The 25953-nt window shown below is 73.9% G+C and carries 25 protein-coding genes and 1 pseudogene; 5 read left to right on the plus strand and 21 right to left on the minus strand.

Annotated features, from left to right (window positions below; genetic code table 11):
* Nucleotides 1-60: 60 nt before the first annotated feature.
* The 8 genes from DMH08_RS03215 to DMH08_RS03245 all read right to left on the minus strand — a co-directional run bounded on the left by DMH08_RS03215 (nt 61) and on the right by DMH08_RS03245 (nt 7668).
* On the minus strand, nt 61-867 hold the full coding sequence (locus DMH08_RS03215; RefSeq protein ID WP_125611599.1) for an HAD family hydrolase: 807 nt from the start codon (nt 865-867) through the stop codon (nt 61-63).
* Nucleotides 864-1976 (minus strand): cysteine protease StiP family protein, encoded by a 1113-nt coding sequence (locus DMH08_RS40780; protein ID WP_199747589.1) that lies wholly within the window; start codon nt 1974-1976, stop codon nt 864-866. Before DMH08_RS40780 ends, DMH08_RS03215 begins: the two co-directional genes overlap by 4 nt.
* A complete protein-coding gene (locus DMH08_RS40785; RefSeq protein WP_199747590.1) occupies nt 1973-3340 on the minus strand; it encodes a phosphoribosyltransferase family protein in 1368 nt (455 codons plus the stop codon). The genes DMH08_RS40780 and DMH08_RS40785 overlap by 4 nt, the downstream gene beginning before the upstream one ends.
* A gap of 26 nt (nt 3341-3366) precedes the next feature.
* A complete protein-coding gene (locus DMH08_RS03225; protein WP_125611601.1) occupies nt 3367-4524 on the minus strand; it encodes an HpcH/HpaI aldolase/citrate lyase family protein in 1158 nt (385 codons plus the stop codon).
* 88 nt (nt 4525-4612) lie between these two features.
* The gene (locus DMH08_RS03230; RefSeq protein WP_233617369.1) at nt 4613-5158 is read right to left on the minus strand and encodes a TerD family protein; all 546 of its coding nucleotides are present in this window, start codon (nt 5156-5158) and stop codon (nt 4613-4615) included.
* Nucleotides 5159-5244: 86 nt separating this feature from the next.
* The gene (locus DMH08_RS03235) at nt 5245-6360 is read right to left on the minus strand and encodes a DUF475 domain-containing protein (protein ID WP_125611603.1); all 1116 of its coding nucleotides are present in this window, start codon (nt 6358-6360) and stop codon (nt 5245-5247) included.
* 96 nt (nt 6361-6456) lie between these two features.
* The gene (locus DMH08_RS03240) at nt 6457-7035 is read right to left on the minus strand and encodes a TerD family protein (protein ID WP_026405612.1); all 579 of its coding nucleotides are present in this window, start codon (nt 7033-7035) and stop codon (nt 6457-6459) included.
* A gap of 57 nt (nt 7036-7092) precedes the next feature.
* Complete coding sequence (locus tag DMH08_RS03245) at nt 7093-7668, minus strand: TerD family protein (RefSeq protein WP_125611605.1); 576 nt, start codon at nt 7666-7668, stop codon at nt 7093-7095.
* A gap of 163 nt (nt 7669-7831) precedes the next feature.
* Between DMH08_RS03245 and DMH08_RS03250 the strand changes: the two genes are divergently transcribed.
* On the plus strand, nt 7832-9073 hold the full coding sequence (locus DMH08_RS03250; RefSeq protein ID WP_125611607.1) for a molecular chaperone DnaJ: 1242 nt from the start codon (nt 7832-7834) through the stop codon (nt 9071-9073).
* 17 nt (nt 9074-9090) lie between these two features.
* Here the strand turns inward: DMH08_RS03250 and DMH08_RS03255 are convergent, their stop codons facing one another.
* The 5 genes and pseudogenes from DMH08_RS03255 to dnaG all read right to left on the minus strand — a co-directional run bounded on the left by DMH08_RS03255 (nt 9091) and on the right by dnaG (nt 13123).
* Complete coding sequence (locus tag DMH08_RS03255; protein ID WP_026405609.1) at nt 9091-9558, minus strand: YbjQ family protein; 468 nt, start codon at nt 9556-9558, stop codon at nt 9091-9093.
* A 150-nt stretch (nt 9559-9708) separates the two neighbouring features.
* Nucleotides 9709-10854: an RNA polymerase sigma factor RpoD gene (gene rpoD, locus DMH08_RS03260; RefSeq protein ID WP_026405608.1), complete on the minus strand. Its 1146-nt coding sequence runs from the start codon at nt 10852-10854 to the stop codon at nt 9709-9711.
* Between the two features lie 71 nt (nt 10855-10925).
* A pseudogene (locus DMH08_RS03265) lies at nt 10926-11123 on the minus strand (DNA primase); the annotation flags it as partial.
* Nucleotides 11044-11400 carry a hypothetical protein gene (locus DMH08_RS42580; RefSeq protein ID WP_325052905.1) on the minus strand — a complete coding sequence of 119 codons (357 nt, stop codon included), beginning with the start codon at nt 11398-11400 and terminating at the stop codon, nt 11044-11046. The gene DMH08_RS42580 and the pseudogene DMH08_RS03265, both read right to left, overlap by 80 nt.
* Nucleotides 11282-13123 carry a DNA primase gene (dnaG, locus tag DMH08_RS03270; protein WP_125611609.1) on the minus strand — a complete coding sequence of 614 codons (1842 nt, stop codon included), beginning with the start codon at nt 13121-13123 and terminating at the stop codon, nt 11282-11284. Before dnaG ends, DMH08_RS42580 begins: the two co-directional genes overlap by 119 nt.
* Nucleotides 13124-13326: 203 nt before the next feature.
* Between dnaG and DMH08_RS03275 the strand changes: the two genes are divergently transcribed.
* Nucleotides 13327-14604, plus strand: a complete 1278-nt coding sequence (locus tag DMH08_RS03275) for an ABC transporter ATP-binding protein (protein ID WP_026405606.1) — start codon at nt 13327-13329, stop codon at nt 14602-14604.
* Nucleotides 14605-14732: 128 nt separating this feature from the next.
* Here DMH08_RS03275 and DMH08_RS03280 read toward each other — a convergent pair whose 3' ends face one another.
* On the minus strand, nt 14733-16247 hold the full coding sequence (locus DMH08_RS03280; RefSeq protein ID WP_233617371.1) for a flavin monoamine oxidase family protein: 1515 nt from the start codon (nt 16245-16247) through the stop codon (nt 14733-14735).
* A 240-nt stretch (nt 16248-16487) separates the two neighbouring features.
* Nucleotides 16488-17894 (minus strand): MocR-like pyridoxine biosynthesis transcription factor PdxR, encoded by a 1407-nt coding sequence (gene pdxR, locus DMH08_RS03285; protein WP_125611613.1) that lies wholly within the window; start codon nt 17892-17894, stop codon nt 16488-16490.
* 80 nt (nt 17895-17974) lie between these two features.
* Between pdxR and DMH08_RS03290 the strand changes: the two genes are divergently transcribed.
* From DMH08_RS03290 to DMH08_RS03300, 3 genes are all read left to right on the plus strand, one after another.
* Nucleotides 17975-18580 carry a TIGR03086 family metal-binding protein gene (locus tag DMH08_RS03290; RefSeq protein ID WP_125611615.1) on the plus strand — a complete coding sequence of 202 codons (606 nt, stop codon included), beginning with the start codon at nt 17975-17977 and terminating at the stop codon, nt 18578-18580.
* Nucleotides 18571-18981, plus strand: a complete 411-nt coding sequence (locus DMH08_RS03295) for a hypothetical protein (RefSeq protein WP_199747592.1) — start codon at nt 18571-18573, stop codon at nt 18979-18981. The genes DMH08_RS03290 and DMH08_RS03295 overlap by 10 nt, the downstream gene beginning before the upstream one ends.
* A 189-nt stretch (nt 18982-19170) precedes the next feature.
* Nucleotides 19171-20040, plus strand: a complete 870-nt coding sequence (locus DMH08_RS03300; RefSeq protein ID WP_125611617.1) for an LLM class F420-dependent oxidoreductase — start codon at nt 19171-19173, stop codon at nt 20038-20040.
* Between the two features lie 105 nt (nt 20041-20145).
* On the opposite strand, the gene DMH08_RS03305 is transcribed toward DMH08_RS03300, so the two are convergent.
* The 6 genes from DMH08_RS03305 to DMH08_RS03330 form a co-directional block, all read right to left on the minus strand.
* Nucleotides 20146-20586 carry a carboxymuconolactone decarboxylase family protein gene (locus tag DMH08_RS03305; RefSeq protein ID WP_125611619.1) on the minus strand — a complete coding sequence of 147 codons (441 nt, stop codon included), beginning with the start codon at nt 20584-20586 and terminating at the stop codon, nt 20146-20148.
* A 69-nt stretch (nt 20587-20655) separates the two neighbouring features.
* Nucleotides 20656-21519 (minus strand): RNA polymerase sigma factor SigJ, encoded by an 864-nt coding sequence (sigJ, locus tag DMH08_RS03310; RefSeq protein WP_125611621.1) that lies wholly within the window; start codon nt 21517-21519, stop codon nt 20656-20658.
* Between the two features lies 1 nt (nt 21520).
* Nucleotides 21521-21982, minus strand: a complete 462-nt coding sequence (locus DMH08_RS03315; RefSeq protein WP_026405600.1) for a GtrA family protein — start codon at nt 21980-21982, stop codon at nt 21521-21523.
* A 60-nt stretch (nt 21983-22042) separates the two neighbouring features.
* On the minus strand, nt 22043-23233 hold the full coding sequence (locus DMH08_RS03320) for an MFS transporter (RefSeq protein WP_026405599.1): 1191 nt from the start codon (nt 23231-23233) through the stop codon (nt 22043-22045).
* 59 nt (nt 23234-23292) lie between these two features.
* Nucleotides 23293-24519 carry an NAD(P)/FAD-dependent oxidoreductase gene (locus DMH08_RS03325; RefSeq protein WP_125611624.1) on the minus strand — a complete coding sequence of 409 codons (1227 nt, stop codon included), beginning with the start codon at nt 24517-24519 and terminating at the stop codon, nt 23293-23295.
* Between the two features lie 111 nt (nt 24520-24630).
* The gene (locus DMH08_RS03330; RefSeq protein ID WP_125611626.1) at nt 24631-25905 is read right to left on the minus strand and encodes a deoxyguanosinetriphosphate triphosphohydrolase; all 1275 of its coding nucleotides are present in this window, start codon (nt 25903-25905) and stop codon (nt 24631-24633) included.
* Between the last annotated feature and the right edge of the window lie 48 nt (nt 25906-25953).

The following is a 25953-nucleotide window of genomic DNA, read 5'->3' on the forward strand; positions in this document are numbered from 1 at the left end:
CGCGACGAGACCCCCGCGAAGGTCGGTTCTCCACGGTTCACGGGGAAGGCCCGTGATTTTTCACGGCGCGGCGGCGCGCGACAGGAGCCATTCCGCGATCTCCTGCCCCGCCAGGACGCCCGCGGACGCCGTGACGCTCGTGTTCGGGGACGTCCGGCCGGCGGCGTGCAGTTCGCCGTGGGCGGGACGGACGGCGGCGTCGGCGGCGTCGAGGAGTTCGGCGTCGAGGAGGGAGTCGCCAGCGGCGAGCGCGGTGGCGGCGCCGGTGCGGCGGGCCACCTCCGCGGCGGCGGCGGCCTTGGTGAGGCCGGCCGGCAGGCAGTACACCTTGCGGCCCTGCAGGGACGTACGCCAGCCGCGGTCGGCGCACCAGCCGGCGAGGTCGTCCACCCAGCCGGCGGGGAGCGCGGCGCGGTCGACGACGGCGTAGGCGAACAGGTCGGAGGCGGTGCGGCGCTTGAGCACGAAGTCGCCCGAGACGCCGGTGAGGTGCGCCCGCACCTCGGCGAGCGGCGCGCACCCGGCGGACAGCCGCGACCGGACGAGCGCGGACCAGTCGGCGTCGTCGGCGCCGTCCACGAGGAGGTGCCCGCCGTTCGCGCAGATCGCGTACGCCGGCGGCTTCTCGAGGAGGCGGACGCGGCGGTACTGCTCGGGCGTGCGCGTCGTGGCGGGGACGAACACCGCGGCGGCGGCGAGCGCCTCCACGGTGCGGGCCGCGGACTCCGTCATGTAGGAGAGCGGCTTCCCCTGGTAGAACTCGACGCACAGGAGGCGCGGCATCGCCTCGTCCGGGCCGTCCAGGGCGAACGCGGCCTGCGAGTAGATGAGCGTGCGGTCCAGGTCGGAGCACACCAGGACGGTCACTGAACGGCCCCCTTGCCGAACTTGGGGTGGATGAAGCCCATGCAGGCGTACGGGAACGCGTCCGGTGCGGCCTCCTCGACGGGGACGCCCCGTTCGCGGGCGAGGAGCCGGATGTGCCGCACTTCCGGGCCCGCGTCGGACCGGATCATGATCTTCCAGGGGACGCGCCGCAGCAGCACGCGGGTCGTCTCCCCGATCCCCGGTTTCACGAGGTTGAGGTCGTCGGTGCCCTGCGCGCGCGCCCAGCGCCGGACGGCCTCCCAGCCGGACCAGTCGGGCGTGCGGTCGGCGGCGCGGAGGCCGGGCAGGTCCTTCGCGACGCGCTCGGCGACGTCGTCGAAGCGGGCGCGGACGGTGTCGAGGAACAGCGCGGAGACGTCGTCGGCGGCGAGGCCGGCGTAGAACTTGGCGCCGTGGAAGTCGCCGGGCCCGATCAGGTCGGCGTTCAGGACGGTCCGGCTGACCAGGCCGGACACCGTCGAGTTCAGGCAGGCGGACGGGATGAGGAAGTCGTCGCGGGTGCCGTGCAGCGGCGTGCAGCGCCCGGGGTCGGCCAGGACGGCGAGGTCGGGGCGGAACCCGGTCCCGCGGAGCGCCGCGGTGAGTTCCCGGGTGATCGCGCCCTTGCCCGTCCAGCCGTCGACGAACATCACCGCGGACGGGTCGTGGCGGTCGGCGAGGTACCGGAGGGCGACGGTGTCGATGCCCCGGGCGCGGACGATGCTGATCGCGTAGTGCGGCAGGTCGAGGCCGTGCGCGAACCGCGCCCAGTGCCGCATCAGGATCCCGACGGGGGTCCCGGCGCGGGCGAGCGAGACGAGGACGGCGTCCGGGCCGCGCTCGGCGAGGACCAGTTCGGTGACGAGGCCGGTCGCGTAGGCGAGGCGCTCGGCGGAGGCGTCCAGCGCCTCGTGGAACAGCCGCCGGTACTCGGGGCCGGGCTGGTACTCGACGGGCAGCGACTCCGCGTAGTGGGCGCGGCCCGCCTGGATCGCGGCCTCGCGCTCCTCGGTGGGCGCCTCCAGCTCCGCGTGGGAGAGGTCCTTGAGCAGCCACGCGACGTCCGCGGCGGGGTAGCTGCCGAAGTCCGGGCCGTGCAGCGGCTTCACGCTTCCCTCCCGCGGGACGGGACGGCGGCGACCGTCACCGGGGCGAGCGCGCGCAGCCGGGGCAGGAGGCCGCCGGCGAGGGCGCCGGTGTCGCCCGCGTCGTCCACCGCCAGCACGATGCGGTCGAACCTCGGCGACACGTTGTAGGCGTACCGCTCCCCCGGCCCGTCGGCGGGGTCGTCGTGCGCGGGGAACGCGAGGCGGGTGCGGATGGCGTACCCGGGGTCGTCCACGGCGAGGACGGGCGAGCGCGTCGTCGTCGAGTACCGGACGTCCGCGTCCGGCAGGGCGTCCGCGAGCGCCTCGGCGAGGCGCAGCGGCGCGTACATCAGCTCCTCGAAGCCGAGGACGAGCACGCGGGAGAAGCCGTCGCCGGGCCCGCCCGCGAGCCCGTCCGCGATGGCGTCGGCCATGCGCGGCAGGTCCTTCTCCAGGCGCGCGCGGTGCCGGGGCAGGAAACCGTGGCGGCCGCCGTCGGGCAGGCCGGGCGGCCAGTCGAGCCGCACCCGCGTCACGGGGAACGCGGCGGCGGGGGCCGGCGGGGCCGCCGCGGGTTCGGCGAGGCCCGCCGCGAGGGCCTGCCCCGCCTCCAGGATGCCGTCGGGCAGCTCGACGCGCCCCCCGGCGAGCGCGACGGCGTCGATGCGGGCGCCCAGGCGGGCGGCGAGCGCGGCCGTGCGGGCCCGGTCGGCGTCGTCCCGCAGGTCGACGAGGGCGGCCACGACGTAGCGGCGGCGGGGGCGGACGGCGTGCAGCGCCTCGATCGTGTTCAGGACGGTGCGTCCGGTCGACAGCTCGTCGTCCACGAGGACGACCGGGACGTCGCGGTCGAGGTCGGCGGGGTCGGCGGGGAGCAGGAGGTGGCTCGTGGCGTGGCTGTGCTCCTCCTCGAATCCGCCGTACGCGGTGAATCCGGGGACCGGACGGCGCGTGGAGTGCAGGTAGTAGGCGCCGCCCAGGGCGTCCGCCACGGAGTGCCCCAAGGCGGTCGCCGTCTCCGCGTAGCCGAGCACGATCGCGTCCAGCGGTTCCCGGGGCTCGCACAGGACGTCCCGTAGCGCGGCCGCCGCTCCCGGTGCGCCGCCCAAGGCGTCCGGGAGGAACGCACCCGCACGGGACGGCACGTCCACATCGCGCAGGCGCGCGCGCACGAGATCGCCCAGCAGCAGGCCCGCCCCGTACACCAGGCGCGGGTCGGTGGGGACGTGCTTGCCCAGCACCGCCGACACCAGCAGGTGCGCGCGGCGCGGGTTCCGGCGGACCGCGAGCCCGACGAGGTCGGACAGCCCGACGCCGACCGGGCGCGCGCCGTCGGACAGCCGCACGCCGAGCCGTTCCGCGACCCACGTACCGGCCCACGTCATCCCGGGTCGCCTCCCTGCGTTCCGCGTCACCGCACGTCGGCCGCTTCGAGCAGCTCGACGAACGTGACGTCCTCGGCCGCGACGCCGAACACCCGGGCGCGCAGCATCAGCCGCTCCGCCCACGCCCGGTGCGGCTTGGCCTCGTTCATCTTGTTGGCGTAGGCGCTCGCCATCGCCCCGCCCCCGGCGACGCCGAGGATGTCGGCGGCGTCGCAGTACTCCTCGTGCGTGACGACCGACAGCGCGTGGACGGCCGCGACGTGGCTCGGGTGGATCACCGTCTTGCCGGTGAGGCCGTTCGCCTTGTCGAGGTGCACCTCGCGGATCAGCCCGTCCAGGTCGGAGGTGATGAGCCGCTGCCGCAGCGGCGCGGCCCGCTGCTCGTCGAACGGGGTGCGGCGCAGCTGCGGCTTGAACATCCGCTCGCCCGCCGCGAAGTACTCCCAGACCGGCCCGGTGATCACGAACCCGGTGCCGTCGGCGCGGCCGAGGACGTTGACGACGTCGCTGATCACGCCCGCGACGGGCCGGATGTCGTAGATGGTGAGGTCCGGGGGGCGGCGCAGCCCGTACGCGGCGGACATGTCGGTGGCGCCGATCCGGACCGCGAGGACCCGGTCGCGGTGCTTGGCGAGCAGCCGCGCGATGTCGTCCAGGATCGCGGCGCGCGTCTCGGCGTACACCGTCTCGGGGCTCTCGATGACCGGCATCGCCAGCAGCCGCAGGCCCGTCCGGGCCGCGGTGTCGGCGACGGCGTCCAGGAACGCTCCACCGGTGGACGGGGCGAACTTCGGCAGCACGAACCCGGTGACCAGCTCGGCGGCGTCGCCGAGCCGGTCGATCAGGTCCCCGATCTGCCGGGGGTCGCGGACGCGGACGAACAGCAGCGGCGCCGCGGCGCCGCGCGCGTGCAGGCCCGCGAACGCGTCGATCAGGTTGGCCTCGCCCCGGGCGACGTCGAAGTCGCCGATCGCGTCCTCCAGGCACACGACCATGCTCTTCACCCCGCGCCGCGCGGCCTTCACCATGTCGTCGGCGAGGGTCGGGCGGGTGGCCGGGGCGTAGAGCGTCGCGCCGAGCGCGACGGCCAGCACCGCGGGGTCGTCGTGCCGGGTGAACGGCCGCGGGTGCCGGTAGAACAGGTGCTTGCGGCGGGCGGCGTCGACATGGTCGAAATGCCGCATCGCCGGCCGCCGCGCGCACGCGTCCGGTGGGGCGGGGCGTTCCGTGCCGGGGTGGTGCATGCCCGTCACGGCCGCCGGTTCGGGTCGTTCACAGGTGCGCCGACACGGCGGGCAGCAGGTGCTGGAAGGTCCGCCCGGTCGCGGTCGCGCCGATCGCCGTCATCGACCAGCCGCTCCCGTCCCGGGACACCTTCGCCATGATCTGCGCGTTGTGCCGGCCGCCCTCGCTCAGCTCGTACCGGGCGATCTCCTGCCCGGTGCTCTCGTCCACCAGCCGGCAGAACGCGTTCGCGATCTGCGAGAAGTCCTGGCCGGTGAACGAGTTCACGGTGAAGACGAGCTGCTGGACGTTGTCGGGGACGCGCTGCAGGTCGACGTTGATGACCTCGTCGTCGCCCTCGCCCTCCCCGGTCAGGTTGTCGCCGGTGTGCTGCACGGCCCCGTCCTTGCTCCGCAACTGGCGGAACCACACCTGGTCGGCGAGGTTCCCGGCGGCGTCGAACAGCAGGCACGACGCGTCCAGGTCGATGGACTGGGCGCGGCTCTTGCCGAACAGGCCCTTCTTCGCGACGGCGTCCCAGCCCAGGCCCATCCGGACTCGGGTGAGGCTGCCGCCCCCCGTCCGACGACCCACGCGAATCCCGCATCGATCACCGAAGGAGCCGACGATGTCGATCTCGCTGCAGAAGGGGCAGAAGGTCTCGCTGGCCAAGCCCGGGGTCAGACCTTTCCGGCGTGGAGTTCCTTGTCCTCGCCGGAGGCGCCGGCCGCGCCGTCGTCGGACCCCCGGTTGCGCAGCACCGAGCTGACGAACGCGGCGATGATCAGGCCCGCGCCGAGCCCGCCGGTGATCCACTCGGGGACGTGGCCGCCGATGCCGATGAGCATGCAGACGGCGAGCGCGCCGATCGCCCAGTGGGCGCCGTGCTCCAGGTACACGTAGGTGTGCAGGGTGCCCTTGCGGACGAGGAACACCGTGAGCGACCGGATGTACATGGCGCCGATGCCGAGGCCGAGCGCGATGACGATCGGGTCGGTGCTGATCGCGAACGCGCCGATGACGCCGTCGAAGCTGAACGAGGCGTCCAGCACCTCCAGGTAGAGGAACAGGAAGAAGCCGGCCTTGCCGGTGGCCTTGGCGAGGTCGCTCGGCCCGCGCCGGATGGTGACCTCGTCCTCGGGGCCTTCGTCGTCCTCGTCGAGGTCCAGGTCGCTCGCCTCGGAGAACAGCTCGCCGAGCCCGTTGACGAGGATGTAGGTCACCATGCCGAGCACCCCGGCGATCATGACCTCGCCGGGGTCGTCGGCCCAGATCGAGGCGACCAGCACGAGGGCGCCGCCGGCGATGACGACGGGGAGCTGGTCCAGCCGGCCCATGACGCCGAGCGGCTTCTCCAGCCACACCAGCCAGTGGATGTCGCGCTCCTCGAACACGAAGTTCAGGAACAGCATCATCAGGAACATGCCGCCGAACGCCGCGATGGTCGGGTACGCCTGCTCCATCAGGTGGTGGTACCGGTCGGAGTCGTTCAACGCCAGGTCGAACGCCTCGATCGGCCCGAGCCGGGCGGTGATCCCCACGATGACGAGCGGGAACACCAGCCGCATGCCGAACACCGCGATGGCGATGCCGATCGTCAGGAAGATCTTCTGCCAGAAGGGGCTCATCCGGTCGAGCACCTTGGCGTTAACGACGGCGTTGTCGAACGACAGGGAGATCTCGAGGACGGCCAGGACCGCGACGAGCGCGAGCCCCGTGGGCCCGCCGTAGAAGAAGGCGGCCACGAGGCCCGCGGCCGTGACGCCGAAGGACCACCCGAAGGTGCGAAGAATCATGCGCGTATTTCTGCTAGTCAGTTGGTCCGGACGGGGTCTCGCCCGGCTCGCGGGGGCGGCCGGCGGCCGGCCCGCGTCGCGGTCGGCCGGTTCCGGTCAGCCGACGTTGACGCCGAAGTCCATGGCGATGCCCGCCAGGCCCGAGGCGTACCCCTGGCCGACGGCCCTGAACTTCCACTCACCGTTGTGACGGTACAGCTCTCCGAACACCATCGCGGTCTCGGTCGAGGCGTCCTCGGTCAGGTCGAAGCGCGCCAGCTCGGCGTCGTCGGCCCGGTTGACGATCCGGATGAAAGCGTTGCGGACCTGCCCGAAGTTCTGGCCGCGGGAGTTCCCGTCGTAGATCGACACGGGGAACACGATCCGCTCGCACTCGGCGGGCACCCCGGTGAGGTCGACGTTGACGACCTCGTCGTCGCCCTCGCCCTCACCGGTCAGGTTGTCGCCGGTGTGCTCGACCGAGCCGTCCGGGCTCGTCAGGTTGTTGAAGAACACGAAGTGCTGGTCGGACAGCACCTTCCCGGACGCGCCGAGCATCAGCGCGGACGCGTCCAGGTCGAAGTCGGCGCCGGTGGTGGCCCGGACGTCCCAGCCGAGGCCGACGGCGACCGCCGTGAGATTGGGCGCGGCCTTCGTCAGCGAGACGTTGCCGCCCTTGGCGAGTGAGACACCCATGTTCGGGCCACCCCTTCCGTGCAGACTGATCGGTTCCTGCGACGCTCGAGCGAGCGGTCAGATGTTGACCCCGAAGTCCGACGCGATCCCGGCGAGGCCGGACGCGTAGCCCTGGCCCACGGCGCGGAACTTCCAGTCGGTCCCCGCGCGGTACAGCTCGCCGAAGACCATCGCCGTCTCCATGGAGGCGTCCTCCGAGAGGTCGTAGCGGGCCAGCTCGGTGCCGTCGGCCTGGTTCAGCACGCGGATGTAGGCGTTGCGGACCTGCCCGAAGTTCTGGCCGCGGGAGTCCCCGTCGTAGATCGACACGGCGAACGCGACCCGCTCGGCGGTGCCCGGCATCGCGCCGAAGTTGACGTTCAGCCGCTCGTCGTCGCCCTCCCCGGCGCCGGTCGTGTTGTCGCCGCTGTGCTCCACCGCGCCGTCCGGCGTGCGGAGGTTGTTGAAGAACACGAAGTGCTGGTCGGTGATGATCTTGCCGGACGCGTCCAGCACGAGCGCGGACGCGTCGAGGTCGAAGTCGGTCCCGGTGGTGGTGCGCAGGTCCCAGCCCAGGCCGACGGTCACCGCCGTCAGCCCCGGCGCCTGCTTGGTGAGCGAGACGTTGCCGCCCTTGCTGAGACTGACGCCCACAGGTTCCTCCAAGATCGCTGTCGTCACCGGACGCACCACTGTTCGTACGGGCGTCCAGGTATATCGACGTAGCAGCGATGCTATCCGTTCCCATCCGGCCGCCGGCATTACCGGAGAGGCGGTCCGCTGCGCGACACTGGGCAGTGGACGAAGGGAGGCGGCGTTGCGGGGCGACCAGCGCAGGCGAGGCCGGGGGGCGCAGGAGGCGGCGGCGGCGATCGAGGCGAAGGAGGCGGCGGCGTCCGCCTTCTACGACATGGACCAGGCGCAGAAGTTCATCGACGGCCGCGTCACCGTCTTCGAGGATCTGGACGCCCGCGCGGCCGAGCCGGCGCGCCGCGAGTTCGCGCGCCTGTCGGAGGCCGCGGACTCCGCCGCCCACGCCTACATCTCCGTCGTCGACGCGCACGACGTGGGCGACCAGGACCGGTCGCCGGCGCAGTACGACGCCGCGCGGCGCGCGTTCACCGGCTGCGAGGAGCGGCTGCGGAAGGCCGCCCGCGACCTGAACGGGTTCGCCGAGCGGCTCTCCCCCCAGATGGCGCGGCTGGAGTCGGCCCTCGACCTGCTCCCGCCGAAGCTGGCGGCCGCGCGGGACGCGGTGGCCGCCGCCGAGGCCGCGGTGGCGGCGGCGCGGGAGGCCGGGATGGACGCCTCCGACCCGGCGGCCGAGCTCGACCGGGCCCGCGAGTCCCTCGGCGTCCTGTCGTCCCGCGGCCTCGGCGGGCTCGGGCTGGACGGCGCGCTGCGCCGGGCCGAGGAGGTCCGGGAGGCCGCCGAGCGGGCGCGGGAGGCCGCGGCCGAGCTGCCGAAGCAGGGCGAGAAGGTCCGCAACTCGCTGAACTCCGTCAAGACGCGGGTGGACGTCGTCGCGAACCGGGTCGAGACGGTCCGGGGGGCGATGCGGACGATGCTGCGCCGCTACTCGCAGGCGTGCTGGCAGGACCTGCGCGGCGCGCCCGAGGCGATCGAGGCGGGGGTGGGGCGCGCCCGGGAGCGGCTGGACGAGGCCGCCGAGCACGCCGCCCGCGGCGAGTGGAAGCAGGCGCAGCGGGCGCTGACCGCCGCCCGCACCGAGCTGAACGCCGCCGACCGCCGCGCGGGCCAGGTGACCGGGCGGGTCGAGAGCCTCGCGGAGGTCGCCGCCGACCCGGGCGCGCCCGTCGAGGGCGTCCGGTTCGCCGTGCGGGACGCGCAGCGCCTCGCCGTCGCGCAGCCGGGCGGCGCGGCGCCGCACCACGCGCGCGTCCTGGACGGGCTCGTGGAGCGCCTGGAGCGGGCGCCCGAGCGGCTCACCGGGACGCACCCCGACTACTGGGCGTACCTGCGGGAACTGGAGTCGATCAAGACGGCGGCGGGCGACGTCGTCACCCGCATCCGCGAGGAGCGCGCCGCCCGGGGGTGACTCCGGGCGGGCCGGGGTCAGCGCGGACGGTCGTGCAGGCCCATCGTCAGGTTCCGCGCGGCCATCGGCGGGCCGCCGGGGCCGGCGTCCTTGTACGGCGGGACCTGCCCGTGCTGCTGCGCGTGCTGCGGCGGGGGCGGCGCCTGGTCGCGGGGCTGCGCGGCGGGCTCGGCCCACACGGCGGTGCCGTAGGCGCAGACCTCGTACGCGCCGCCGCCGATCGGGGCGGTGTCGAAGCGCATGCCGACGACCGAGTTGGCGCCCCTGCGGCGGGCCTCCTCGCCGAGCCGGTCCACCGCCTCGCGGCGGGCCGCGGCCAGCCCGGCGGCCGGCCGCTCCCCGGTCACCCGGAAGGTGGAGCTGCTGCCGGCGGGCCCGGGCTGCGGCGCCGCGCCCCGGTCGGCTTGGACGGCCGTGCCCAGGACGTCGCCGAGCACGCTGCGGATCTCGAAGCCCGCCAGGCCGTCAGTGGTCACGATCAGCATGGCCACAACGGTAATCGACGGGACGGACGAAACGCGACGTTCGTCCCCGCCCGGCCGCCGGTTCCGGTGGCCGGATCCCGCCGCGTCCCCGGCGCGGGCGGGCGCGCCGGGCGCGCGCCGGCCCGGTGCCCGCCCGCCCGGGGCCGGGATTCACTCGAGGTACTCCCGCAGCATCTGCGCGCGGGACGGGTGCCGCAGCTTCGCCAGCGTCTTCGACTCGATCTGGCGGATCCGCTCGCGGGTGACGCCGAACTCCCGGCCGACCTCCTCCAGCGTGCGGGGGTGGCCGTCGGTCAGGCCGAAGCGCAGCTGGATGATGCGCTGCTCCCGTTCCGACAGCGTGCCGAGGATGTCCTCGAGCTGGTCCTGCAGCAGGATGAACGCCGCGGCCTCGATCGGGACGACGGCGTCCGCGTCCTCGATGAAGTCGCCGAGGTCGGAGTCCTCCTCGCCGATCGGCGACTGCAGCGACACCGGCTCCTGGGAGATCCGCTGGATCTCCACGACCCGGACCGGGGACAGCCCCATCTCCAGGCCGATCTCCTCGGGCGTCGGCTCCCGCCCGAGGTCCTGGTGGAGCTGGCGCTGCACGCGGACGAGCTTGTTGATCGTCTCCACCATGTGCACCGGGATCCGGATCGTCCGGGCCTGGTCGGCGATGGCCCGGGTGATCGCCTGGCGGATCCACCACGTGGCGTAGGTGGAGAACTTGAACCCCTTCGTGTAGTCGAATTTCTCGACCGCCCGGATGAGTCCGAGATTTCCCTCCTGGATCAGGTCGAGGAACAGCATTCCCCGGCCGACGTAGCGTTTGGCGATCGAGACCACCAGCCGCAGGTTGGCCTCGATCAGGCGTTGCTTCGCCCGTCTGCCCTCGCGGGCGAGCAGGTCGAGGTCGATCCGTTCGCCGCGGTCGAGGACGGCGGCGCGCGCCGCCTTCTCCTCCGCGAACAGTCCCGCCTCGATCGACTTCGCGAGTTCTACTTCATCTTCTGCCGTGAGCAGCGGTACGCGACCGATTTCTCTCAGATAGATCCGGACCAGGTCGCTCGTCGGCGCCCGCTTGCCGAGGTCTCCCTCATCAACCCGCGCGACGTCCTCGTTCTCCTGCTGGGGTTCGAGGACGTCCACCCCCTGCTCCGCGAGCATCCGGACCACCCGCTCCAGCGAGTCGTCCGGCAAGTCCGAGCGGTCGAGCGCGGCAGCGACGTCCGCGACGGTCACACCGCCGCGCTCTCTACCACGTGCGACGAGGTCCGCCACCTGATCAACCGATGGCGCCTCGCTAGGCAGCACCGAAGGGCTCACGCAGACAGTTTGCGATAAATGCGGCCTAGATCACAGGACCCATTTTGCCGGTGCTTGACTCACTGCGCTCCAAGACCGCGCTCACGCAACACCCGTCGCTGCTGCTCAAGCGCCACAAGATCGCCGAAGAGCCGGTTGTACTCTTCCGGGTTCTCGGCCGGATTCAGCCGCCCGAGTTTAGATTTCGCGTCGGCGATCATGCGGGTGAGCTGGCGTTCCTGGATTCGGGCCAGCAGTTCCGCGGCATAACGGTCGTCCGCTTCGGATGCGGACCGTACCGGCTCGACTCCGAGCATGGTGATCAGGTCCCTGACCTCGCTCACGCAACACCCGTCGCTGCTGCTCAAGCGCCACAAGATCGCCGAAGAGCCGGTTGTACTCTTCCGGGTTCTCGGCCGGATTCAGCCGCCCGAGTTTAGATTTCGCGTCGGCGATCATGCGGGTGAGCTGGCGTTCCTGGATTCGGGCCAGCAGTTCCGCGGCATAACGGTCGTCCGCTTCGGATGCGGACCGTACCGGCTCGACTCCGAGCATGGTGATCAGGTCCCTGACCGCGCTCACGCAACACCCGTCGCTGCTGCTCAAGCGCCACAAGATCGCCGAAGAGCCGGTTGTACTCTTCCGGGTTCTCGGCCGGATTCAGCCGCCCGAGTTTAGATTTCGCGTCGGCGATCATGCGGGTGAGCTGGCGTTCCTGGATTCGGGCCAGCAGTTCCGCGGCATAACGGTCGTCCGCTTCGGATGCGGACCGTACCGGGTCGACGGCCGGACGGGCGGGCGCCGCCGGGCCCGCCGGGCCGCCGCCGGGACCGCCGGGACCGCCGTCGCGGCCGCCGCCGTTCCGGCCGTTCGGGGCGCCGCCCGGACCGTTCCGCCGGGGGTCGCCGGGCCGGCCGCCGCGCCCGTTCGCGCCGCCGCCGTGCCGCCGGGCCGCCAGCTCGCGGACGCGGCGCAGCACGAACTGCTCGTCCATGATGCCGAGCCACCGGTCCAGGTTGATCGCGTACATGTGGCGGCGGGACCGGTCCTTGATCGCGGCGACGACCGGGGCCGCGGCGTCCAGCGCGGCGAGCCGCCCCTCGACGGTGTCGAGGTCGTGCCGCTCGATCGCGCTGCGCACCGCGAACTCGAACAGCGGCACCCGGGACGCCACCAGGTCGCGGACGGCCGCGTCGCCGTGCCGGATGCGCAGGTCGCACGGGTCGAGGCCGTCCGGCTGGACGGCCACGAACGTCTGGCTGACGAACTTCTGCTCGTCGTCGAACGCCCGCAGCGCCGCCTTCTGCCCCGCCGCGTCGCCGTCGAACGTGAAGATCACCTCGCCGCGGAACTCGTCCTGGTCCATCAGGAGGCGGCGCAGCACCTTGATGTGGTCGTCGCCGAACGCGGTGCCGGACGTGGCGATGGCCGTCTCGACGCCCGCCAGGTGGCAGGCCATCACGTCGGTGTAGCCCTCGACCACCACGGCCTGCCGCCGCCGCGCGATCGCCTTCTTGGCGAGGTCGGCCCCGTACAGGACCGAGCCCTTGTGGAAGAGCGGCGTCTCGGGGGTGTTGAGGTACTTGGGGCCGTCATCGTCGTCGTACAGGCGCCGCGCGCCGAACCCGATGACGTCGCCGCCGAGGTCGCGGATCGGCCACATCAGCCGGCCGCGGAACCGGTCCATCGGCCCGCGCCGCCCCTCCTTGGCGAGGCCGCCCGCGACGACGTCCCGGTCGGCGAAGCCGCGGCCGCGCAGGTGCCGGACGAGGCCCTCCCACTCGCGCGGCGCGAACCCGACGCCGAACCGGGCGGCGTCGGCGGGCTCGAAGCCTCGCTCGGACAGGAACCGGCGGGCGATCTCGCCCTCGGGCGCGGCGAGCCGCTCGGCGTAGAACTCGGCGGCGGCCTTGTGCGCCTCCAGCAGCCGGGCACGCTGCCCGCCGTCCTGGCGGGGGCCGCGCCGCCCGTCGTCCTCGTAGCGGAGCTGGATGCCGGCCTGCGACGCGAGCCGCTCCACCGCTTCGGAGAACGACAGGTGGTCGATCTCCTGGACGAACTTGATGACGTCGCCGCCCGCCTCGCAGCCGAAGCAGTAGTACAGGCCGCGCGAGGGCGTCACGTTGAACGACGGGGACTTCTCGTCGTGGAAGGGGCACAGGCCCTTCAGGTTGCCGCCGCCCGCACTGCGAAGCTGCAGGTACTCGCCGATCACGGCGTCGATGGACGAGCGCTCGCGGACGAGCGCGATGTCCTCATTGCGAATACGGCCTGCCACGTCGATGGAGTCTACGGCCGGGCGACGACATCCGAGGCATCCCGCCGGGAACGGGCGGCGGGCCGCCCCCGCGGGGCGGCGCCGCGCCGGTGGCCGGACCCGGCCCGGTTAACCGTCGGTAACCCGGTGGCGGCTCTGGACAACCGGGACCGGTGCGCGGTGAGATGGCGGACCGAGATTTTGCCCACCCCCAGGCGGACCCGATGACGGATGTTGTGCTGGACGGCGTCGAGAAAATCTATCCCGGCGGGCACGCCGCCGTCCGGAACGTGCGGCTCCGGATCAACGACGGCGAGCTGTTCGTCCTGCTGGGCCCGTCCGGATGCGGCAAGTCGACGATCCTGCGGATGATCGCGGGCCTGGAGGAGATCACCTCCGGCGACCTGCGGCTGAACGGCTCGGTGGCGAACGAGCTGACGCCCCGCGAGCGGAACGTCGCCATGGTGTTCCAGGAAGGCGCGCTGTACCCGCACCGCACCGTCAAGGGGAACATGATGTTCCCGCTGGAGGTGTCGGGGGACGACCGCGCCGAGGCGTCCGCGCGGGTGGTGGAGCTGGCGCGCGCGCTGGGCCTGAACACGATGATCGACCGGCTGCCGCGCACGCTGTCGGGCGGGCAGCGGCAGCGCGCCGCGATCGGCCGGGCGCTGGTCCGCGAGCCGTCGCTGTTCCTGATGGACGAGCCGCTGTCCAGCCTCGACGCGGGGCTGCGCACGGAGCTGCGGGTGGAGATCTCCGCGCTGGTGCGCTCCAGCCGCACCACCACGGTCTACGTCACGCACGACCAGGTCGAGGCGATGACGATGGCCGACCGCATGGCCGTCCTGCGCGACGGGGTGCTCGAGGACGTCGGCACGCCCGAGCAGATCTACGAGGACCCGGCGACCGTGTTCGTCGCGGCGTTCCTCAGCTCGCCGCCGATCAACCTGCTGCGGGCGACGCTGTGGGCGGTCGAGGGCGAGGGCCTGCGGCTCGACTTCGGCGCGCAGCGGCTGCTGCTCCCGTGGGATGACCCGCGGGCGTCCTGGCTGATCAGCCAGCACGGCCGCCCGGTCATCGTGGGGATCCGCCCGGACACGCTGACGCCGATCGCGCCGGGCGCGCCCGCCGCGCCGGGCACCGTCCTGTCGGGGCAGGTCCGCTCGCTGGAGTTCCACGGGCACGAGTGGCTCGCCTACGCCGGGGCGGGGATCCCGGTCGTGGACGCGAACCAGGTGGGGCGTCCCGTCCGCGCCGGGTACGCCGAGCCGGAGCGGCCGGGGATCCGCGGCCGGGTGCGGACGATGCTGGGCCGCCCCGCCGCGGACGCCGCGCCGCCGGAGGAGGAGCACGCGGGCCACCACCGGCGCTCCGACCTCGTCTTCCGGATCGGTTCCGGCCGGCGGCCGAACCCGGGCGACCGCGTGGCGCTGACCGTCGCGTTCGACCGGATGCTGATCTTCGACGCGGACGGGAAGCGCGTCACGCCCGTCCGCCGCTGACCCGGCGGACCGGGGCGGAGCCCCGCCGGGGCGGTCCGGCCCGGCGGGGCGCCGCGCGCCGTCCGGGAAGCCGATGCAGCGTTCCGGCGTCCCGGCGGGCGCCGCGGTGTTGGTGCCGGCCGGCCTCCTCAGGACTTCAGGACGCGCTGGTGGAGTTCGGTCACGACCTTGCGCGCCGACTCGAACGACCCGTGCTGCCAGGCGATCTCGTGGCTGAGCCAGTCGCCGCAGAAGTAGACGTTGCCCTGCGGCTCGTTGAGCAGCCGGTACTCGGCGCCGCGGTCGGGCCACCCGATCCAGCCGCCCTCGATGTGCTCCTGCCGGGACCAGGCGATCGACACCGACGCCGTGACGCCCCGCCGGTACCGGGGGCCGTGGATCTTCGCGCCCTGGTCGAGGGCGCGCCGGAGCCGCTGCGCATGGGTCATGCGGGCGTACGCGTCGGCGGCGGAGCCGAAGTTGTAGTAGCCGATGAGCAGCCCGCTCCGGCCGTGGTAGCCGTACGAGGGGTACCAGATGGTGGCGAGGTCCAGGTCGGTGTTGGTGATGCCCCCGTAGATGTTCTCGTCCCGCTCCCACCAGCGGCCGTCGTACTCGATGCCGATCTTGCCGGTGGAGGCCGGGACCGGGGTGCCCAGCGCCGCCTGGACGTTCGCGCCGAGGTTGTGCGGGATCCTGGCGAGGATGTGCGGCGGGAGCGCGGCGATGACGTAGTCGGCTTCGGCCGCGCGGGTCCGGCCGTTCTGGACGTACTCGACCCGGGTCCCGCCCGTCCGGTCGGTGATCCCGGTGACCTTCGCACCGGTCCTGATCCGGCCCTTGCCGACCGCCTCGGCCAGCGCCCGCGGGATGGCGTCCATGCCGCCGACCGGCTGGAACATCAGCATCGCCTGGCTGTAGCCGAACTCGAAGGAGAGGGAGCGGCCGACCCCGCTGGCGAGGACGTCCGACAGGGACGGCGGCGGGCCCAGCACCGTGCCGGCCTGCGCTCCCGCGCCCGGGTCCACGGCGTAGCCGCGCCGTCCGGTGCCGGTGTAGGCGTATCCGCCGGACTTGGGCCCGATGGCGCCGAAGTCCGCCAGGAACGACAGCAGCCGCTCCTTGTCGTCCGCGGTGAGCCGTCCGTTCAGTGCGCCCTGGTCGGTGGCCTTGGCGAGAAGCTCGGAGATGTAGCCGTACACGTCGGCCTTGGCGGTGCGCCATTTGACCGGCGCGTCCATTCCGGCGGACTCGTTGTAGATCAGCGCTTCGGCATTGGTGTTGGTGAACACCTCCAGGGGGACGCCGAGTTCGCGGCAGTAGTCCATGGTGGTCATCCACTGCGCGATGCGCGCCGGACCGGCGTTCATGTACTGGCCGCGGCCGAACTCCGCCCGCTGCGCGGCGCCGCCCATCTCGGTGAGCCGGTCGCCGCCGCGCAGGGTCAGGTTGCGGCCGCCCACCCGGTCCCGGGCCTCCAGGACCGTGCAGTGGTACCCGGCCTTGCCCAGTTCGTAGGCCGCCGCCAGGCCCGCCACGCCCCCGCCGAGGATCAGCACCCTGGCGGCTCCGCGCCCTCGCAGCCGGAAGTCGGAGGGCCGCGGGGGCTGGAAGGGCGCCTTGGTCGCGGCCTCGGCGGAGGGGGCCAGGCCCAGTGCCCCCATGGTGGCGAACATCGCGCCCGCCCCGCCCGCCCTTCCCACCCCGGTGAGGAACGACCGGCGGTTGACTCCCTGTGACTGTTCCCTTGTCGCCAAGGAACACCTCCAAGATTTCGACAGCGAGGAGTCTTGGAGCGTTCCGTTATCGTCGCGGGTCGGTTCCGTAAGTACCGTGTTGCCAGATGATCACTAACTGAGGGTGATTCGTGGATCACCGTCCCGTTCGCCCAGGTCGGGCGCGCGTCACGCCCGTCCGGCGATGATCCGCTCCAGCCGCGCGAGGGCCGCGCCGATCGCGGCCTCGTCGGCGGCGCCGTAGCCGAGCACGAGGCCGGGCGCGGCGGGCCCCGTCACGGCGAACTCCGACAGCGCGAACAGTCCGATGCCGGCGTCGAGGGCGCGCCGGGCGACGGCGGCGTCGTCGGTCCCGGCGGGCAGCGGCGCGCTCAGGTGCAGCCCCGCCTCGGCCGGGACGGGCCGCGACCAGCGGCCCGCGAGCTCGGCCACCCGCTCGTGCCGGGCCTGGTAGGCGCGGCGCGACCGGCGGACGTGCCGGGCCAGCAGGCCCTCGTCGATGAACCGGGCGAGCGCGGCCTGCGCGGGCAGCTCGGCGTGCCAGCTCGACGCGTACCTGGCGAGCCGGAGCGCGCGGTGCAGCGTCGGCGGCGCGACGAGGAACCCGAGGCGCAGCACCGGCCGCATGACCTTGGAGAACGTCCCGGTGTAGAGCACGCGGCCGTCCTCGTCGAGGCTCTGCAGCGGCTCGATCGGGCGCCCGCCGTACCGGAACTCGGTGTCGTAGTCGTCCTCGATGACCACGGCGTCGCGTCGCCGCGCCCAGTCCAGCAGCGCGCGGCGGCGGGCCAGCGACATGGGCATGCCCAGCGGGAACTGGTGGGACGGCGTGACGTAGACGGCGCGGGCCGCACCGGGCAGCCCGTCCACCCGCAGCCCCTCCGCGTCGACGGGCACGCCGACGACCCGGAGCCCGGCGGCGCGCAGCAGCATCACGACCGGCGGGTAGCCGGGGTCCTCGACGGCCACGACGTCGCCCGGCTCCAGCAGCACCCGGACGATCAGGTCGATCGCCTGCTGCGTGCCCGAGGTGACCAGGACGTCCGCCGGTCCCGCCCGCACCGAGCGGGACACGCCGACGTGCCGCGCGATCGCCTCCCGCAGGTCCGCGAGCCCCGCCGGGTCGCCGGCCGACGCGGCGTCCCGCAGCCCGGACGGGCGCAGCACCCCGGCGGTGATGCGCCGCCACGCCTCGAACGGGAACAGCCGCACGTCCGGGAGCCCGGCGCGCAGGTCCCAGCGGATCCCGGGCATGGGGCGCGGCCAGATCTCCAGGCCGTCCCAGATGCGGCGCGGCCGCGGCGGCGACGCGGCCGGGGCCCCGCGCGGCGCCGCGCCCGCCTCCTGGACGAACGTGCCCGCGCCCACCCGGCTGTACAGGAACCCCTCGGCGGCGAGGCGGTCGTAGGCGACGGCGACGGTGTTGCGGGAGACGGCGAGCCGCCGCGCCAGCTCCCGCGTCGGCGGCACCGGCTCGGCCGCCCGCAGCCGCCCGTCCAGGATCGCGTCCCGGAGCTGCCGGTAGATCTGCCCGGACAGGTCCTTCCGGCCGACCAGGCTCACGTGGAGGTCCACCGCACGACCGTAGATCGGCTCAGTCGAACACCGCAAATTTGGCCCTGTCATTGGGCCGATCGCGACCCTACGGTTGCCGCATGAGTCTGCTGAAGACGCTGCTCGCCAGCGATTTCCGCCCCCTCGACCGGAGGGCCCTCGACCTCTGGCTCGACACCGTCGCGCAGGTGAAGCCGGACATGCTGGCCCTCCCCACGCCCTGCCCGGACTGGACCCTGCACGGCCTGATCCGGCACCAGCTGAACCAGGACGCGGGCTTCGCCGCCGCCGCCCGGGGCGAGGGCGCGCGGCCGTCCGTCTGGCGCGGCGCCGACCTCGGCGACGATCCCCTCGCGTCCGCGGCGGCGTCCGCCGACCTGGTGACCGCCGCGTTCGCCGCGACCGGCCCGCGCGACACGCTCCACCTGCCCGAGATCGGCGACGGCACCACCGTCCCCGCCGCGCTCGCGATCGGGTTCCACCTCGTGGACGCCGTCGTCCACGCGTGGGACGCGGCCGTCGCGATCGGCGTCCCGTGGGAACCGGACGCCGACCTCGTCGAGGCGTCGCTGCGGATCGCCGCGATCGTCCCGGAGGACGGGCGGGCGCCGGGCGAGGCGTTCGCCCCGCCCGTCCCGGTCGCCGGCGGCGCCGCACCGCGCGACCGGCTGCTCGCCCTCCTCGGCCGCTCCCCCGCATGGCGGTGAGGACGCGCTGGCTCGCCGGTCCCGCGGCGGCCCCGGGACCGGTCCTGGTCAGCGTCACCGACTTCACCTGCGCCCGCGCGCGCGACCTGCCGGGCGTCGCCCGGGCCGGCATGGCCCTGCGCCGCTCCTGGCCGGAACTGCCGGGCGCCGTCGGGCTCTGGCTCTGGTCGCTGCCGCTGGAACGCCGGAGCGGCTCGGTGTCGGTCTGGACGGACGAGGCCGCGCTGCGCGGGTTCGTGCGGCTGCCGGAGCACGTCGCGATCATGCGGCGGTACCGCGGCCGCGGCGAGATCCGTGCCGTGACCTGGGAGGCCGACGCCTTCGACCGGGCCGCGACGTGGGAGCGCGCCGCGCGCTTCCTCGATCTGCCGGAGGCCGCGCCGCGGCGCGGGCCCCGGTAGAGGCCGGTCTTCCCGGAGCCGCGCGGACTCCGCGTCCGCTCCAGGACGGGCGTTCGCGCGCCCCGGCGGCGGGTAGGGGGCCCGGAGCGCGCCTGGCCTGGAGCGCGCTCCGGATCGCGGCGGCGATGACGACGGCGGCCGGCACCGACGAGACCGGCACGACGACGACCGGCACGACGAGGGGCACCCATGCGCATCGGACTTCAGGTTCCCAGCTACACCTTCCCCGGCGGGCCCGAGCGGATCGGCCCGGAGTTCGGGGGCGTCGCCCGCGACGCCGACCAGGCCGGGCTGCACTCGCTGTGGGTGATGGACCACTTCTTCCAGATCGGCATGGTCGGCGCCGCCGAGGAGCCGATGCTCGAGGGCTACTCGGCGCTCGCGTACGCGGCGGCGCTCACGGAGAACATCACCCTCGGAACCCTGGTCACCGGCGTCACCTACCGGCACCCCGGGATCCTCGTGAAGACGGTCACCACCCTGGACGTCCTGTCGGGCGGACGGGCGTGGCTCGGCATCGGCGCCGCGTGGCACGAGGAGGAGTCGCGGGGGCTCGGCGTCGCGTTCCCGCCGAGGCCGGAGCGGTACGAGCGGCTGGAGGAGACGCTGCGGATCGCGCACCGGATGTGGAAGGGCGACGAATCGCCGTTCGAGGGCCGCCACTACCGGCTGGAGCGTCCGCTCAACTCGCCGCCCGCGCTGCGCCGCCCGCACCCGCCCATCCTCGTCGGCGGCGCCGGCGAGAAGAAGACCCTGCGGCTCGTCGCCGAGTACGCCGACGCCTGCAACGTCTTCGACGGCGACGAACTGCCGCACAAACTGGACGTCCTGCGGGAGCACTGCGAGCGGCAGGGCCGCGACTACGCCGAGATCGAGAAGACGGCGCTGACGCAGTTCCGGGACGTGCCGTCGGTGGACGCGGCCGTCGACACGATCGGCCGGCTCGCCGAGGCGGGCGTCGACCACGTGATGTTCTCCCGGGGCACCGGCCGGGACCTGGTCGGCCCGCTCGCCGAGGCGCGGGCGCAGACGGAGAAGATCGTCCCCGCGGGCCGATGAGGCGGGCCGGACGCCCCCGCGCACCGGGCGCGGGGACGTCCCCGGCGGTCACCCTTCGATCATCTCGTCAGCCTTCGATCATCTCGTCAGCCTTCGATTATCTCGTCAGCCCTCGATCATCTCGTGGTAGTGCAGCGGGACGCCGAACAGGTTCAGCGCGTTGATGAGCGCCACCAGCCCCACGAGGTCGCCGGCCTCCCGGTCGTCCGGGTAGTGCTCGCGCAGCGTCGCCCACATCGCGTCGGTCACCGGCTCCCGCCGCGTGACCGCCTCGGTGTAGGCGAGCGCCGCCCGCTCGGCGCCGGTGTAGAGCGGCGACTCCCGCCAGACGGGGAGGTGGTGCAGGCGCTCCTCGCGCTCGCCGTTCCGGCGCGCGTCCCGGGAGTGGATGTCGACGCAGAACGCGCACCCGTTGAGCTGGGACGCACGCAACTTGATCAGCTCCTGGACGGCGCGGTCGAGCGGCCCGCCGTGGATCACCGCGGCGGTCTTGATGATCCCCCGGTAGACCTCGGGGCTCGCGTCCTTCAGCAGCATGCGCGGCATGATCGTCTCCTTTCGTCGCCAGGGAGACGGCGCACCCCCGCAGGTTGTGACGCGCCCGGGCCGACCGGTTCAGCCGGTCCCGTCCCGCAGCCCGGGGGCGCGGAACTTGGCGGGGTTCAGGACGCGGCGGTAGGCGACGACGCGGCCGTCCGCGATCTCGAGCGCGTCGACGGCGGCGAGCCGCCCGTCGCGCAGGATCAGCAGGCCGGGTCCGCCGTTGACCTCGGCGGGGACCGCCCGGAACCCGTGCCGGGCGGCCGTCCGCAGCAGCGCGGTCGCGACCCGGGCGGCACCGCGGATGATCTTGCGGGCGGCGAAGACGCGGCCGCCGCCGTCGGTGGTGTAGGCGGCGTCCGGGTCGAGCAGTGCGAGCAGCGCGGCCTCGTCGCGACGCTCGTAGGCGGCGCGGAACGCGGCCAGCACGCGGGCGCCCTCGGGCCCGCCGGACGGCGGCGGGGCCGCGGCGACCTTGCGGCGCGCCCGGGACACGAGCTGCCGGCACGCGGCGGGCGTCTTCCCGAGCACCTCCGCGATCCGGTCGTACGGGACGCCGAACGCCCGGTACAGGACGAACGCGACCCGCTCGGGCGGCGACAGCTCCTCCATCACCAGCAGCATCGCGGTGCCGAGCGTGTCGTCGACGAGCACCGGCTCGGCGGCGTCCGGACCGGTGAGCAGCGGTTCGGGCAGCCACGGGCCCACGTAGTCGACGCGGCGGGCGCGCGCCGAGCCGAGGACGTCGTAGGCGCGGCGCGCGGCGACCGTGATCAGCCAGGCGCGCAGATCGCGGACGTCGCCGAGGGACGCCTTCGCGGCGCGCAGCCACGTGTCCTGGACGATGTCCTCGGCGTCGGCGACCGAGCCGGTGATGCGGTACGCCGCGCCGAACACCGCCGGGCGGTGCAGCGCCCACTCGTCGTCCAGCCGGCCCATGTCAGCCGGCGGCGGGAGTGAAGACCCACCTCTTGTACGACCAGTAGCGCCAGGCGGCGCCGAGGCCGACGCCCGCCAGCAGCGCCCCGTTGTAGGCGACGCCGCTCTGCAGGCCGAGCGTGTAGTGGGTGAAGCCGGTGCACGCCACCTGGATGAGCATCCCGATGCCGTTCAGCGTGAAGAAGACGGCGACCTCGCGGCCGGACCCGTCGCTGTCGCGGTGCCGGAACGTCCAGAAGCGGTTGGCGAGGTAGGACGTCAGCGTGGAGGCGATCCCGGGCACGACGACGCTCGTGATGGGGCTGCCGCCGAGCCAGGCGCGCATCAGGTTGGCGCCGAGGATCATGATCAGGGTGCCGACGCACCCGACGAAACCGAAGGTGAGCAGTTCGCGCAGGAATGCGCGTTTCGGCCGGACGGTCGCGACCGTTTCGGGCGGTCTCGACCGTTGTATGGTGCTCACTCGCCCAGACCTTACCCGAGGGATCCTCATACCTTGGGAGGACCCTCGAGAAACACGTGGTCAGCGGCCCGCCGTCGCGGTCGCCGGGGCGAGCAGGACGATCAGCCCGACGAGCGCGACGGGGACCGCGAGCGCCCAGCCGAGCCCGGTGCCCTGCGCGACGAACCCGATGACCGGGGGCCCGCCGAGCACCCCCAGGTAGCCGACGGCGGTGACGCGGGAGATGCCGGTCGCGGCGGGGACCCCCGGCAGGTTCCCGGCCGCGCTGAACGTCACCGGCGCCACCGCCGCGACGCCGAGGCCGAACAGCGTGAACCCGGCGACGGCGGCGGCCGGGTGCTGCACCGCCAGCCCGAGCCCGAGGCCCGCGGCGGCGACGAGGGACCCGGCGCGCAGCACCCGGACCGGCCCGAAGCGCGCGACGACCCGGTCGCCGGTGAAGCGGCCGAGCGTCATCGCGATCGCGCAGCCCGCGTAGCCGAGCCCGGCCGTGCCCGGCCCGGTCCCGAGGTCGTCCCGCAGGTAGATCGCGCTCCAGTCGGCGACGGCGCCCTCGCCGACGAACGAGCACAGCCCGATGACCCCGAGCAGCGCCAGCGACCACCGCGCCGTCCGGGCCGTCCCGTCCGGGCCGGGCGCGCCCGGGGCGACCGGCTCCGGTGCGGGCGTCGCGTCCGCCGACCGGTCGAGGAGGTCGCGGCAGCCGAGCAGCAGCACGAGCACCAGCACGCCCGCGACCGCCGCGAAGTGCAGCGGGACCGGGACGGCCGCGTGCGCGGCGGCCGAGCCGATCAGCGCGGCCAGCAGCGTCCCGATGCTGTACCAGGCGTGCAGCCCCGACATCAGCGGGCGCCCGTACGACCGCTCCACCGCGACGCCCTGCGCGTTCATCGCCACGTCCATCAGCCCCAGCGACGCGCCCATCAGCGCCAGCGAGCAGACCAGCGCGCCGAGGTTCCCCGCCAGGCCCAGCGGGATCAGCGACACCGCGCAGGCGACGCCCGTGGCGAGCGTCACCGACCGGCTCCCCCACCGCCCGATGAGCGCGCCCGCCGACCGGACCGCCAGCACCAGCCCGACCGGGGCGCCGAGCAGCGCGAGGCCCATCGTCCCCTCGCTCAGCCCGAGATCGTCCTTGATCTGCGGGATGCGGGCCACCCACGCGGCGGTGAACAGCCCGTGCACGGCGAAGGCGGTCGTGACCGCGAGGCGCGCCCGCGGCGACGGCGGCGCGATCTTCTCGGTAATCACCCGGCCGACTGTACGTCCCTTACCGCACGGCCGACAGAGACCGTTCCGGCACGTTTCCGTCAGCGCAGGTCGGCCAGCGGGACGCCCGGATCGGCGAGCCGCGCCGCGTCCACCGGCCGTCCCGACCGGATGAGCGCCTGGACGTCCGCCGTGACGTCCCACACGTTCACGTTCATGCCCGCGACGACCCGCCCGCCGGCCAGCCAGAACGCGACGAACTCGCCGGACGCGCGGTCGCCCCGGTACACCACCTCGTCGTACTCGCCCGGCGCGGCGACCCCCGACATCTCCATGCCGAGGTCGAACTGGTCGCTGAAGAAGTACGGGATCCGGTCGTAGACGACCTCGCGGTCCAGCATCGCGCGCGCCGCGGCCGGGCCGCCGTTCAGCGCGTTCGCCCAGTGCTCGACGCGGACGCGGCGCCCCAGCAGCGGGTTGTAGGCGTTCGCGACGTCGCCCGCCGCGAACACGTCCGGGTCGGACGTGCGCAGCGACGGGTCCACGAGGACGCCGTCCGACACCTCCAGCCCCGCGGCCTCCGCCAGCCGGGTGTTCGGCTGCACCCCGATCCCGACGACCACGACGTCCGCGGGCACCTCCGCGCCGCCGGACGTGACCGCCGCCGACACCTGCCCGGCGCCCCAGAACCCCGCGACGCCCTGCTCCAGCCGCAGGTCGACGCCGTTGTCGCGGTGCAGGTCGGCGAACATCCCGCCGATCTCGGGCCCGACGGCCTGATGCAGCGGGACCGGCTCAGGCTCGATGACCGTCACGTCGTTGCCGTGCGCGCGCGCCGCCGCGGCCGTCTCCAGCCCGATCCAGCCCGCCCCGGCCACCACCACCCGGCGGCCGCCGTGCACGAGCGCCTGCTTCAGCGCCGCCGCGTCCGCCATCGTCCGCAGGTAGTGGATGCCCTGGAGCCGCGCGCCCGGGACGTCGAGGCGCCGCGGGGTCGCGCCGGTCGCGAGCAGCGCCCGGTCGTAGCCGATCCGCTCGCCCGTCGCCAGCCGGACGACGTGCGCCGCGGCGTCGAGCGCGTCCACCGCCACCCCGAGCCGCAGCTCGACGCCGTGCTCGCCGTACCACTCGGGATCGTGCACGTGGGCCTTCTCCCGCGGCTCCGCGCCCAGCAGGAACCCCTTCGACAGCGGCGGCCGCTCGTACGGGCGCTCGATCTCCTCGCCGATCAGCAGGATCCGGCCCGCGAAGCCCTCCTCCCGGAGCGTCTCGGCGGCCTTGGCGCCGGCCAGGCCGGCGCCCACGATGACGAACGTCCCCTCGGGCATGATGCCTCCTATGGTCACCTTGAGTCATCCTCACAGTGACATCCGTGATGAGACAAGGGTCCAGAGGAAGGCGAGTCGGACGGGACGTCCGCCGGGACGTCCGTCCCGAGGTCAGCCGGTGAGCAGCCGGTGGCGGGCGATCGCGGAGATGTCGGTGAGCGAGGCGATCTGGTCGACGACCGCGCGGAGCCGGCCGGCGTCGTCGTCCGCCTCCTCGAACGCGGCGCGGAAGCCCGGCTCGAGAGTGCCCGGGGCGCCCGCGAGCATCAGCTCGGCCAGCTCGGTGATCAGCGTGCGCTGCCGGGCCCGGACCTCCTCGTGGCTGATCCACACGTAGTGCGCGGTGATGCCCTTGAGCAGCGCGTTCTCCAGCCGGGCCGCGCGCGGGACGATCAGGTCCGCGGCGTAGCGGGTCAGCGGGCGGTCGCCGTGCGCGGCGCGCGTCGCGTCCTCCGCGGCCAGGCAGAACCGGCCGATCAGCGTGCTCGTGAGGTTCTTCAGGGCGGCGAGGCTGCGCGGCGTCCCGTCGTAGCGGGACGGCCAGTACGGCTCGGCGAGCAGCATCGCGAAGCGCTCCTCGAGCTCGGCCATGTCGGCGTCGGCGCAGTACAGCTTGCGGGCGGTCGCGGCGACGAGGCGTCGCTCGGCGGGGTCGGCGAGCCGCGCGAAGTCGATGTGCCCGGCGACCAGGGCGTCCTCCAGGTCGTGGACGGAGTAGGCGACGTCGTCGCTCCAGTCCATGACCTGGGCCTCGAAGCAGGGCCGCCCCGAGGGAGCACCCTCCCGAACCCAGTCGGCTACGTCCAGGTCGTCCTCGTACACGCCGAAAGGACCATCCCCACGTGCGTGGGGAGCATGGGTTCGGGAGGAAGCTCTGCTCCAAGGGTATTTCATCACGCCGTCCAGCGCGGCCCGCGTCAGGTTGAGGCCCACGCTGCGGCCGTGCAGGGGCGGGCCGTCGGGGGCGAACGACTTCGGCTCCAGCCTGGTCAGGACGCGCAGGCTCTGCGCGTTGCCTTCGAACCCGCCGCAGTCGCGCGCGACGACGTCTAGGGCGGCCTCCCCGTTGTGCCCGAACGGCGGGTGCCCGATGTCGTGCGACAGGCAGGCCGTCTCCACCAGGTCGGGGTCGCAGCCCAGCGCCTTGCCGAGTTCGCGGCCCACCTGGGCGCACTCCAGCGAGTGGGTGAGGCGGGTGCGCAGGCTCTGCACGGTGTCGTCGCCGGCGTCCGACCCCGGCGACGCGACCTGCGTCTTGGCGGCCAGGCGGCGCAGCGCGGCGCTGTGCAGGACGCGCGCCCGGTCGCGCTCGAAGGCGGTGCGGTCGCGCCGCTTGGACGGCTCGGGCGCCCAGCGGCGCCGGTCGTGCTCGGTGTAGGTGGTCATCTCCCGTCCAGGGTAAGCGGCGGCCGTGACGCCGCGGCGGACCGCGGG

The sequence above is a fragment of the Actinomadura sp. WAC 06369 genome, assembly GCF_003947565.1.
GTDB classification, from domain to species: domain Bacteria; phylum Actinomycetota; class Actinomycetes; order Streptosporangiales; family Streptosporangiaceae; genus Spirillospora; species Spirillospora rifamycini.